Source organism: Aquimarina sp. RZ0, assembly GCF_008370685.1.
Taxonomy (GTDB): Bacteria; Bacteroidota; Bacteroidia; order Flavobacteriales; family Flavobacteriaceae; genus Aquimarina.
Genome location: NZ_VTZU01000043.1, coordinates 23,015 through 35,221 on the forward strand (window position 1 = coordinate 23,015; position 12,207 = coordinate 35,221).

General features: G+C 31.2%; 9 protein-coding genes. 2 read left to right on the forward strand and 7 right to left on the reverse strand.

Annotated elements, in window-relative coordinates; all coding sequences use genetic code 11:
• Window positions 1-61: 61 nt before the first annotated feature.
• The 4 genes from F0000_RS28320 to F0000_RS16725 all read right to left on the reverse strand — a co-directional run bounded on the left by F0000_RS28320 (window position 62) and on the right by F0000_RS16725 (window position 4,350).
• Window positions 62-823, reverse strand: a complete 762-nt coding sequence (locus tag F0000_RS28320) for a TonB-dependent receptor (RefSeq protein WP_255452777.1) — start codon at window positions 821-823, stop codon at window positions 62-64.
• Window positions 798-2,393 carry a TonB-dependent receptor gene (locus tag F0000_RS16715; protein ID WP_255452778.1) on the reverse strand — a complete coding sequence of 532 codons (1,596 nt, stop codon included), beginning with the start codon at window positions 2,391-2,393 and terminating at the stop codon, window positions 798-800. Before F0000_RS16715 ends, F0000_RS28320 begins: the two co-directional genes overlap by 26 nt.
• A gap of 436 nt (window positions 2,394-2,829) precedes the next feature.
• Complete coding sequence (locus F0000_RS16720; RefSeq protein WP_149625874.1) at window positions 2,830-3,246, reverse strand: hypothetical protein; 417 nt, start codon at window positions 3,244-3,246, stop codon at window positions 2,830-2,832.
• A 177-nt stretch (window positions 3,247-3,423) separates the two neighbouring features.
• Window positions 3,424-4,350: a PD40 domain-containing protein gene (locus tag F0000_RS16725; RefSeq protein WP_149625875.1), complete on the reverse strand. Its 927-nt coding sequence runs from the start codon at window positions 4,348-4,350 to the stop codon at window positions 3,424-3,426.
• A gap of 1,054 nt (window positions 4,351-5,404) precedes the next feature.
• Between F0000_RS16725 and F0000_RS16730 the strand changes: the two genes are divergently transcribed.
• Window positions 5,405-6,034, forward strand: a complete 630-nt coding sequence (locus F0000_RS16730; RefSeq protein WP_149625876.1) for a hypothetical protein — start codon at window positions 5,405-5,407, stop codon at window positions 6,032-6,034.
• Window positions 6,035-7,597: 1,563 nt separating this feature from the next.
• On the opposite strand, the gene F0000_RS16735 is transcribed toward F0000_RS16730, so the two are convergent.
• The 3 genes from F0000_RS16735 to F0000_RS16745 form a co-directional block, all read right to left on the reverse strand.
• Window positions 7,598-9,040, reverse strand: a complete 1,443-nt coding sequence (locus F0000_RS16735) for a DASS family sodium-coupled anion symporter (protein WP_149625877.1) — start codon at window positions 9,038-9,040, stop codon at window positions 7,598-7,600.
• A complete protein-coding gene (locus tag F0000_RS16740; RefSeq protein WP_149625878.1) occupies window positions 9,041-9,568 on the reverse strand; it encodes a hypothetical protein in 528 nt (175 codons plus the stop codon). It lies immediately after the preceding gene.
• Between the two features lie 356 nt (window positions 9,569-9,924).
• The gene (locus F0000_RS16745; protein ID WP_149625879.1) at window positions 9,925-10,650 is read right to left on the reverse strand and encodes a metallophosphoesterase; all 726 of its coding nucleotides are present in this window, start codon (window positions 10,648-10,650) and stop codon (window positions 9,925-9,927) included.
• A 596-nt stretch (window positions 10,651-11,246) separates the two neighbouring features.
• Between F0000_RS16745 and F0000_RS16750 the strand changes: the two genes are divergently transcribed.
• Window positions 11,247-11,801: an outer membrane beta-barrel protein gene (locus F0000_RS16750; protein ID WP_149625880.1), complete on the forward strand. Its 555-nt coding sequence runs from the start codon at window positions 11,247-11,249 to the stop codon at window positions 11,799-11,801.
• Window positions 11,802-12,207 lie beyond the last annotated feature (406 nt).

Here is a 12,207-nt window from a genome sequence, read left to right on the forward strand (position 1 = left end):
TTAGGTTTTAGATTTTCAAGATTGTATAAATCCTGAAAGTCAGTATATATAGGTCATTATATTAAAAACTACATCTCACTCCGAGGTGAAAAGCTCTTGGATTTCCGATGGTGAAACTATTTTCATTTCTGAATCTGTTATATGAGGCTCTTGCAGCATATAATTCATCAAAAACATTTAAGGCATGAGCCCATATCTCAAATCCTTTGTGGTTGATAGCGGCTCTAAGATTAAAAACACTGTGACCATCATAAGTAGCTGTGCTAAAAGTTCCATCTTCATTTTCTATCTGATTTTCGAAACTGGTATTATATGCTCCAATGAGTTCGTGTTCTGCAGTAATGTTGAAATCTATAATCCTAAAATCTTTTCGATATGTAATCAAAGAAGTACCTAGCAGATTAGGGGCAGTTTCTCTTTCTGTGTCAGAATAGTCTATCCCACTATCAAAAAAGTCTATATATCTATGTTTTGCATAACTACCATTATGGGTAACAGATATTTCTTTAACTGGGCGCCAGGTAATGCCATATTCAACACCATAAGATCTTGTTTTACCAGCATTGGTGTTAAAAAAAATATCATCTTCATCCCTTAGGGTGATCAAGGTGTTTTTTCCTTCTAGTACATATAAAGCAGCATCAAAAGTAAGGCTTGATGGAATTGAAAAATAGCCTCCAATTTCATAATTGTCATACCTGCTGGGTTTTATTCCTATTACTTCATTTCGATTGCGATACAAGGTAGAAACCTGAGGAGGGGTAAATCCCTGAGAATAATTTGCATAAATACCTTTACTACCAGAAAAATTGTAAATTAACACCAATTTTGGGAGTAAGATTATTAAAAGTATCTACAGCATCCTCTACACCGGCAATGCCTTCTGCCTGGTTATCATAATCATATTCAAAACCATCATAACGTAAAGCTGCTGTTATTTTTAGCAGTTCTAATGGAGATATTTCATATTGTAAGAAACCTGCATAATTAAAAATATCTGCTTCATAGTTTAATATATAATCTCCGGAATTGATACTAAAATCAATATTTCTTCCTGTTTCTGGATTGACAATGACGTTGGTAGATTCTGCAACGTATTTTTGCGGCGAGAAATCGCTGGTTGCCCCTACAATGAAAGAAGAATTGGCAAAATTAAAATCTAGCTTGTGCTGAATAAGCCCTACAAAACTTCTAAATTGATTAGAATTTACTTCTCCAGAACCAAATCCGGTTAATTGTCCAATATTTCTGAATTGACGAATCCTGTATGAGGGATTCTGATCCATTTTATTATCCCTGAAAACAAAATTAAAGGATGTTTTATTTTTATCATTCCAGAATTTATCCAAAGTAGATCTAAGCCTAAATGCTAATGCATCTCTTTCTGTAAATGTTTGATCACTTTCAAAATTACCCCCAAAATAATCTGATTCACTAAGAGAACCTGACATATCTGATCTGTAATCCGTAATATCAAGAACGGTTGTCCATTTTGCTGTGGCAGAAAAATCATATACCGTCTTAAATGTAAAGGCTAGTTTTTCATAATTACTATGTTCTATTGGTCCATTTTCTCGATGTACATAATGACTTCCTATATAGAACCCTAGGGCATCACTGGTCGTGTCAGAAATTTCTAATTCATAGCGAGATAATCCTATATCGTTGGTTTGAAATCCAATACTCCCAGTAAGTTTTTCTGTAGGTTGTTTTGTGATAAAATTAAAACTACCTCCGATAGATTCACTACCATAGATACTAGAAGCAGGGCCTTTTAATACTTCTACGCGACCATACGATATATCATTCATTTCTAACAAGGCATTATGATTAAACACGGATGTCGGTCGTATCTGCAATCCATCTTCCAGGTATAAAAAGAGCGCTTTTGTAGAAATAGGAGATCGTACTGCCATAAAATGTTGTTCATTGCTGGCAGCTCTTGATGTGGACATAAAAACTCCAGGAACTTGATTTACTAATTGATCGATACCAAAAGCTTTGGTTTCTTCAATAGTTTTGGTAGAAATTGTTGAAATTGATCCTGGTACTTCAGAACGTTTTTGTATTTCTCGACTGGCAGAAGTAACGAGTACTTCGTCCAATGCTACATTATCTTCTGTAAGCCTGATCACATTTGTCGAACTGATAAGTATTACTTTTTTAGTAGTATATCCCAAAAAACTTACGGTAACTACATTGGAGTCCTGTAGTGTTATGGTAAAAAAACCTTCAGCATCACTCATTACACCATTATTGGGGTTGTCTGATGCTACAATGGTCGCTCCGGGTAATGGATTGTTTGAGTTATCTACTATTTTTCCGTTAAATGATTGTGCATAGCTATTTATTCCTAAGATGAATAGAATAGCAAAAGTTATTGTTTTTTTCATTGTGTGTGGCGGGTATAATCATCATTCGTTATAACAATGATACGAATTGATGTATCTTGGTTTTAATATAAATATTGGTTTACAGTGTATGTTCCACTCCTGTTGTTATTGTTTCTTGGCAGAACACCGTTCTTGTTTTGGGATAAAGGGAATATGGTTTCAATCTCTGGTCTTTGGTTTTTTTTAACTCTCTTTAAAAGACATACAAACTACATTCAATGGTTTCATTGATTGAGGTAAGGTATTGCCAAACTTGTAGCATCAGCAGTGATAACTCTAATGAGATTCAACGCATAATTTACCCCTTTTATTTTCTCTGTAGTACTTAATTATTCTTAATCTGAAATACTTAGCAGATTTTAGGGTTTTATAGCGAATCTATTGTTGACATCATATCCGTTATACGTCGATGTCTACAATCATTTTTGAACCCTAATCACGTATTTATACTACTGAATCTAATCTGCGAGAAGAAATTATTTTGAGGAGGGTGATCAATATTTTTTGGAATATCTTCTGTGGATGTCTGTTTTAAACGCCAATGTTGCTTACAATCAATAAAGTAAGATGTATTGTATGCTAACTGTATAGTACTATCTTGAAAAAACAATGGGATAAAAGCTTCTGTAATAGCTCCTGATTTAGCGTCATCAGAAGATGTAGAAGTCGTTGCTTTCATTTGACTCATTAAATAACATTTTCCATTACAGTGCAGCTGCGGTCTTTCTTTATTCACACAGTATTTTTCTATAATAGTGGTAATATTTAATTGGTAGTACATAACAGAACTAATTTCCATAACAGGTCTAATAGCAAATGAAGCAAATAGAAGTATAGAAAAAAAAATTCTCAATCGATCGGGATTTACATTTGCGCAAAGATACTATTTATGAATTATATACACCTAACATAAGTTTACGTAAAAAAACTAAGAGAGTATACTACCTTGGTGCAGGCTGAGGCAATTATTAAAAAATATTTTGATTTTGAGGCAAGCTTCTGAACTTTTATATTTCTATTATCGAGTACATTACAGTTTTATGACACAACTATAAATGCGACTAAGACCATTTTTATGAGAGTTCATAATTTTCAGGAGTTCTTCCAGGTTTCTATTGTGTGTATAGGTATCTTTAATATCACTTCTTTTACTAGTAAAATACAGCGTATTTGTGTTAACATCATAATATGGACAATAATCCATTTTATCTGAGTTTAGATTGGTTAAGTTCTCTGCGTCAGACCAGTTTCCGTTTGTACTCTTTCTGGAAATGTATAGATCACCACTACCCAGACCATCTTTTCTTTTATAACCTCCAAAAATCAGAAAAGATTCATCAGGAGCTATATATGAATTGTATTCATAACCTTCTGTATTAATTGTTTCTTGCAGTGATATTGGTTCGTTGTATGTTTCATTTTTCCGGATGCTTACCAGGATATCATCTTTTCCTTTAGATATAGAGGCAGTACTGGTATAGTATATATTGCCATTTTTAGCGATAGAAGGGTAGAATTCGTCCCCATCAGTATTAATTGGAGTTCCTATGTTCATAGGTGCTGACCAATCTGAAGAAATATTAGTTCTCTCAATATACCAAATATCGTGATCTTTAGGCTCTTGTGTAGTTGGGGATTTAGGTCTGTTAGAAACAAAAAATAATTTTAATCCATCGGGAGAAAACATGGCTTCGAGATCGCGGTATTGACCTGAGAATGGTGCAACTTGTGGTGAAGACCATTGCTTTTCTTTTTTGACCACCTTAATAATAGTCGATAATTCTCCCAAATATCCCTGTGCGGTAAAATAAACTTCATCTTGGGTAGGAGAGATCGTAAAATCTCTTACATTAGGAAATTGTGAGATGATTTCGGGAAGTACAGGTTGTATTTTTAATTCCTGACTGTTAGAAAATTGTATAACAAGGAAGGATAATAATGCTGCAATTTTATACATACTGGGGGTAGATTTTGATTGAAATTCTTAAAAATTAAAAATTATAAGCTTACTATAGTGTTAAATATTCCTTAAAATAGAGTTTTATACTATGTTCGATTTAATACCATCCTCAAATGAAATCATCGCAAACTGAATCAATTTCTTTTCTTTCTTGTCTGAATTAAAAAAAATGATGTTATCAGGTGATTTCATTTAAGAACTGGTATGACAAGGTAAAACTTAAAAAAGAATGCTAAACTGACTACACGATTCTAAACTTTATTATTTTAAGATTTTTCTTTTTTTTAAAGTCAGAATCACTACTATCTGCATTTCTATCATATAAAATTAGTCACTAAAAATATGTTCTTTTATTCGGTATAAAACTTTGAGGGTATGATAACCTATTTTTTTTGATTCAGTAACAGCAGATTAAATGGATCAAAAGAAACATGATCATTGGGGAAAAATTATTATACTCAAAAAAGTTAGTATTTAGAAAAAAGATTGCTTTTTCATAAATGTAATCACTTGATCATTAATGTTCAAAAAGTATACTCCAGACGATAAAGCAACAATATCGATTACAGTAACTAATTAGTTAATTTAAGATATTGATAATAAGTTTTTTTGTGTTTTTGAAATTGTGTTTAATTTGATGAAAACTCTCAGATCAGATTTTTTTGTATGTAAAATAACTAGAAATCAGTTAGATCGAGTTTGTGTTAAAAATTTGTAACCAAAATTGGCATTTTGTAATACTAATGGCTAACAACTTTTTAAAAAAGTCTTTGTTTTTTTATGAAAAAGAGTAGACTGATTAGTTTTAATTATTTTTTTAAAAATGTTGCGTTAAAACAGTAGCCTAATGATTGCTGTTTTGTAACTCCTGAAATTAAGATATTGATAGATAGATAACTACAATTATGTGTGGAATATGACATTATAAATGGTTAGTTTTAGAGGGGAATTTTTGTTTAAAAAAACGTTAGATATCTAACATTTTAAAGAATTATTGCTGTTTACTTTTGCCCTAATTATTAACCTAAATATTATTACCATGATAAAAAAAATGAGATTTTATCCGTTTTATTTATGCTTAGCATTAGCAATTATTACAACTTCTTGTGAAAAAGAAGATATAACAACATCAGAAAGCAGTGTTGAAAATTTTAGAGATTTTGAAAAGTTAAATGAAACAGAAACTGTTCAGATAAGTCCTTCTAATTTCGAAGTTGATGAACCTGCTTCATTCTTTGTTCCTACAGCTATCAATGATGAAATTACATTCACATCAGTAGTTGAGAATGATGAAATTTTGTTAAAAGCATTTGTTCCTTCTTCAATTGCATCAACGTTTAATGTGTCTTTTGGCTTTAGTAACCCTAGTTCTATTTCAACAGAACTTGAAATAAATGGTGTTTCTTTAATAAGCAGATTTATTTTTAATGGATCAGTGGTGTCTACTTCGATTAAATTACTTATCGATAGAACAGTTGAAGTGTTAGCTAACGGAGACAGTATAATAACTTTTAGATTGAAAGCAGCTAATGGGACTGCAGTTACTGGTCAGGAAATTCAAAGTTTTACAGGAGAATTCCTTTTAACATTGAGGTCTAAAATATCTCAGAGTGGACCAACCAATGGAGGTGGTTCAGGAGGTGCTTTATTTTTAGATCAAATATTAGAGTTTAATCTATGAATATTTAGGCATACTTCATCATATTATATTTAATTTAACCCAGATCATGCGCATAAAAATTTCATTACGAAGGATGAACCTCAGTAATAAATACAGACATTTTACAGGTTTTAGCAGCGCTCACTGATTAAATTTGAAAATGTAGCAGATCTCTGGATTTGAAATGGTTTCACAAGTTATAATAGGTTTGTTATATAATCTGGGTTAAAAATATGCCAAAGAATGAGAATACCACCTTATCTTTAAAAACCGTCGTTTTTAAAGATAGGGTGGTATTGTTCTATGGAATCACTTCTTTTATAGGACTAGTAGTTTTTATTAATCTGTATTTGAAATTTCCTTCAATTAGATATTCCATATCTGGCTATGAAGCCCAAAGAATCCTTTATCTAAAAAAAAATCTTAATTTTTCTGCCAAACTAAAAAAGTTAAGATGAGTTCTAAGTAAAACTCCTCATTTACAGCGCATATGATAAAAGCCATGTGTTTGTAAAAAGAAGAAACCCCATGTTGTGATTGACTCACTTTTAGTACGGTAAACGTCTGTAATGATTAATGTATTGAAGTGATTTAAATTTTTTTGATTCTGGCGGGAAGAGTTATTTTTTGATCAATTGAAGTGTTTTTCCTATACAAAAGTAGGGTATGACAACCTATTTTTTTTTGATTCAGTAGCAGAAGATTAAATAAATCAAAAGAAATATGATAATAGGGGAAAAATTGTCATACCCAAAAAAGTTAGTGTTTATTAAAGGATTACTTTTTTATAAATCTAACCAACTGGTCATTAATTTTTAAAAAGGTTTTAAGATTATTTAGTATTTGTATAATTTGTGGTTCAAACATCAAGCAGTAAGGTTGAATAAGTTCGATACAAAAAAAGCTAAGGTTTTAAAAAAATCTGAAAAGAGAGTAAAACTTCATTCTTATTGTTAAATTGATTTTAAGGGTTAAAATATTAGTACACTATATATAATAAACAGCTAAAAACACTTTTACCCTATTGATCATCCCCATTTTTTTTCAAAACCATCAATTTTAAAGAGAAGGATGGGGTTTATTACAATGATTACAAGAGCTTTAGTAGTTGTTTTCTTTTTACAAACCTGAAAAGGTTTTCCAGACTTTAAAACATTAGTGAAATCAGGGGATGGCGAACTTTATTGTTAAATTTTCGGGGGATGGCTAATTTTATCTGTATGTAAAAATCCTCACTCGTAGACTTATTACAATTTTTATTGATACCAAAAATACTTTTTGCATCCTGTGTTTTGTGGTTTTCGTTTATGCACAAAATCTAGTCAACACCTGTACAGCATTATTCTCGCTTAAAAAAAAGAAAACAAAACTGCATTTGCCACTAAAAAGAAAATATTACGGATAGTCAACACTATTTCTGATTTAAAAAATACTCAAATCAAAAAGTGATATAATAAGGTGTAACTCAAGGATACAGCTTCTTTTTATCTCGAAATAAAGAAAAAAAAGTTTAAATAAGTAATTTTTAGTTTAGAAGCAGCACAACAGCAATCGCAAATGGTGTTCTTATTATATTCGAAATTTTCAAAACAATAATGACACATAAAACTTAAACAAGAGTACTAGTAAAATAACTGAAATAATATTAAGAATTACCCCTACTTTTACCATCTCTGATACTTTTACATATCCACTGGCAAATACGATTGCATTAGGAGGCGTTGCCATAGGTAGCATAAAAGCACAACTAGCCGCCATAGTAACGGGTATTAACATATGTAAAATTGGTATATCCAATCCTATAGCAATCCCTGCTACTACAGGGACAAAAATTGCTACTAATGCCACATTGCTCATAAGCTCGGTCATGAATAACATAAAAATGATGAGTAATAATGTTACTATGGTAATGCTTAATCCTTGATTTGCTGCAATAGTATTAGCGACCAATTCAATTAAACCAGCATGAGATAAGCCACTTGCCAATGCTAATCCTCCACCAAAAAGAATGAGTATTCCCCAAGGTAGTTTTTGCGTATCTTTCCATAGCAAAGGAAACTCTCCTTTAGATAACCTAAAAGGAATGACAAACAAAGCAAATGCTCCTAACATACTGATACCGGTGTCCGAAAGTTTTAAATCAGGAAAAAAACCATTAATAGTGGTTCTGGAAATCCACATAAAAATCACAAGAGAAAAAATAATCAAAACCCTTCTCTCTATAGCAGAGATTTTTCCGAGTTTTTTTAATTCGTCATGTATGACATCTTTGGAAGCTGTAAAATTCCTGATATGATTAGGGTAAATCCATTTTACAATCACAAAATAGATAACAGCAATCATCAATATAGAAAAAGGAAAAGCTAATAGCATCCAATTAAGAAATGATATTTCTATTTGATACTCATTTTCTAAAAAACCAACGAGTACAGAGTTTGGAGGAGTACCAATGATGGTAGCAACACCACCTACATTAGCAGAAAAAGCAATACCTAACATAATACTAAGTGCAAAATTGCGATCATTTTTAGTAAATCCATTTTTAGCATCAACCAATAAATCAATTACAGACAATGCAATCGGTAACATTACTACTGTACAGGCTGTATTACTAATCCACATACTCATAAATGCTGTAGCAATCATAAACCCAAGAATTACTCGATCAGGACTTGTGCCGGTAATTCTAATGATAGACAATGCTATTCTTTTATGCAGATTCACCTTTTCTAAGGCTAATGCCATAACAAACCCGCCAAAAAACAGAAAAACAATGGGGCTTCCATAACTTTGAGTAACTGTTTTTAAGTCCAAAACACCTAGCATCGGAAATAAAATCAGCGGAATCAAAGCAGTAACAGATATAGAAACAGCTTCAGTAATCCACCAAACGATCATCCATACTGCAACAGAAATTACCTTGTCAGCAATTCCAGAAACTAATATAAAAGGTAGATTGATCAATCCCAGAAATAATATGGGGCCTGCGAGGAGTCCTATTTTCTTAATCAATGGATAGGTTGTCATTTATTTTTTACTGCTGCTACCTGTAAATTGTTGTGATTTATTTTTAAAAAGAACATTAAAAGTAGTTAAACTACCATAAATTCGGGTTATATATTGTTGTAAATCGATTTTTTCCTGATCATCTAGATGAGAGGAGCTATTAATCTTTTGTTCCATTACCCTAATTCTATCCCTAACCATTACTATTTTATGAAAAAAGGTGTCGATAGGTATTTCTTTGGACGCCAGATTAGAATCCCCCGGTGTCATAATAAGATTGCCACCTTTCCACTTATCTGCAATAGGAATTATTTCTGAGATGTCGCTATATTTTTTTAAAAGATCTCTAAAAGTCTTTTCTACTTCAAAAAAGCTTACTGTATCAACTTCATCTTCGACGCCTTCAATTACCTCAAAATCTTCCTGGACATCAATAGTTTCTAATCCGTTTTCTATAAAGGTAACCCAATACATTCTTGATGTAACATTGGTAATAACACCTAAGCCATGAGTAGGATGTTTTATTCTGGAACCTATTCCTAATATCATTATTTATTATTTTTGATCTAAAATAATAACATTAATGTTCATCATAAAATTTTATTTAAATTAATTAGGCACTACATTATACAACAAGATTTATATTACAGTGAACTCATCTTGAGTACTGATTTGACCTATAAAATTCACATGTTGCGTGCTAATTTTGTTGATTTTTTAACCGTAGCTATGGCTGTGTTGAAAAAAAACAACTTCATTATAATATAAAAGCCAAACTTTTCGGTTGAAAACCACTATTCAAGATGAGTTCAGTAAGTTCTTATTAGCATGACTCAAATAAAAGAGCAGATTTTAGAAAATAATTTTAAATCAGAAATAGAAAAAGTCAATATGAGTTCATAGTATTATCCATTATTGAGGTTAAATCGTACCAGATTTGTGTGAACTTTCTTTTTTGTAAGTTCAATAATTCTATATCCAAATGTTTTGTTAGTTATACTTATAAGATTTGGTGTTTTGACCACTTGATAGGAACTGGCAGGCGTAATGTATTGACAAATATTGCTAATATTTCTTTTGTCTTCAAAATGATAATGACCGCAAAAAATTGTAACATCATTATCAAAACTTACTAATTTATTTTTTATAAGATCCCTTCCTTTTAAGGCATAGTGCTTATCAATTTCTGCATCAACAGCTAAAATTGGATGATGTATGAAGAGTACGATTTTTTTTGAGGTTGTTAGTTCTTTTGTAAACCAGTCAAACTGTTCTTGATCTATGGAGTCAGAACTCGAATCCAGAAACAGAAGCTTATAATAACTTAATTCTTTACTATAATATAATGCTCCCCGTTCTCTAACCACTCCATCATTGTAATATTTTATAACTTCATTGTAATCATCGTGATTTCCTAAGGTAATAGCAATAGTATAATTCTGTAGAGATTCAAAAAACCATTTGTTTGCTGTTTTTTCACCAATATCTCCTCCCAATATAATTTCATCAATACCTCTTGAGGAGATATCATCCAGAATTATGTTCCAGTTTTTACGAGCATCAACCTTTTGATCAATTGTAAACGGTTCGTCTAGATGAATATCGGTTACATATGCAATTTTTTTATTCATAGAAAAGAGATATGGTATAGTATTTCATTTTCTTTGAAAAAAGGCAGTAGCAACAATTTTTAGAATCTGCCTTCTGTTGATTAACGTATATTTCTACTCCAGATTCCGAAAAATTTTTAAAACGCTTTCTTAGTATTCTAATGCACCTTTCTGTTGATATTCACCAAAAGGGAGTGCAATTTCTGAATAATTTTCAATTTCACTACTAACTATCGATTCAAGGAATAAGTAATATAATACTGCTTTAAAAATAGTAAAATATAAAAAGCAAACTTGAATGGTGAGTTTTAATCGGGAAATGATATTGTTATGAATTTTGGTAATTGGTAAAGTGATCAAGAATTGGTTAACTTTTATTTGACGTATTTTTTGAGTATAACAAAGAATTTAAATAGCACTCTTGAGAAGAATACGGCAGTAGGAAATAAGTTTTTTCTTACAATAGGTGTAAGATCTTTCTTTAACTATTTTTTGTAAAGCTCTTTTTTACAGTGTTTTATGTTTTATGTAGCAATTTTTAAAATGTTAAAAAAAGTTAATATGTGTATTTTATCTATATATTTGATCACTTAAACGATAAAATAGGTAATTTAATTATGAAAAAACTTTTACTTTTTACTACAATCGCAGTTTTAGGAGTAACCGCAATGAATGCACAGGTCAAATTTGGATTTGGATTAGGCTACGCGGCTCCTTTAGGAGATATTGCAGATTTTACTGATGGTGGTATTGCAGGTCATGCAGAATTGGGGTATGGTATTACAGATAATATCGATGTTTCTTTATACTATCAGGGTGATTTTTTGATAGGAGCTGATATACAGGGAGATACTGTAGCTTCTTTTGGGAACGTAACGCTTGGTAGTTTTATGCTTAATGGTCGTTATTTTTTTAAGGAAGACGGTTTTAGACCTTACGGAAGTTTAGGGATAGGGATTACAAGTATAGGATCTATTGATATCGAAGGAGATGGACAAACAGTTTCTACCGGAGAAAGTTCATCTAATTTTTCCTTTCGTCCGGCAATAGGATTTAAATATAAGGTGCTTAACTTTAATGTCGCTTATTTGAGTGGCGGTAAAAGTGGAGAAGCATCTGTAGGTAACATTACTGCTAATGTTGGTTTATTGTTTACTTTCGGAGGAAAGTAATTGTTTTAGTTATATTTGATTAAAAGCGGTCTTATGATCGCTTTTTTTGTGTCTAAAAATGTCACATTCATTATTTATATGACTTTTTTTTGAGATAATAATAAAAATTAAAATAAAACGATACAGAAATACCTTTTGTATCATTTTTTGTTTAATTTTACCGACTAGTTAACGAAAGGGGCTAAGGCCGACGATTTAGAGTTACTATTATGAAAACGTTAAAAATTACATCTACAGAAAGTAAAATTCAATTAATGCATATAATAGGTATGATACATATACCTGTACGCCGTTTTCGTCGCCCCTTGGGGGTTTAAAATTTTTATGAAGTAGGTGCGCCCTACTTCCCCTAGTGAAATATTCCATATAGTATTGATAGTGTAAATTTTTTATAAACAAAAATATT

Coding starts and splice junctions, on each gene's coding strand:
- F0000_RS16715 (WP_255452778.1), bottom strand. CDS start 2,393: ATGAAAAAAACAATAACTTTTGCTATTCTATTCATCTTAGGAATAAAT.
- F0000_RS16725 (WP_149625875.1), bottom strand. CDS start 4,350: ATGTATAAAATTGCAGCATTATTATCCTTCCTTGTTATACAATTTTCT.
- F0000_RS16730 (WP_149625876.1), top strand. CDS start 5,405: ATGAGATTTTATCCGTTTTATTTATGCTTAGCATTAGCAATTATTACA.
- F0000_RS16735 (WP_149625877.1), bottom strand. CDS start 9,040: ATGACAACCTATCCATTGATTAAGAAAATAGGACTCCTCGCAGGCCCC.
- F0000_RS16740 (WP_149625878.1), bottom strand. CDS start 9,568: ATGATATTAGGAATAGGTTCCAGAATAAAACATCCTACTCATGGCTTA.
- F0000_RS16745 (WP_149625879.1), bottom strand. CDS start 10,650: ATGAATAAAAAAATTGCATATGTAACCGATATTCATCTAGACGAACCG.
- F0000_RS16750 (WP_149625880.1), top strand. CDS start 11,247: ATGAAAAAACTTTTACTTTTTACTACAATCGCAGTTTTAGGAGTAACC.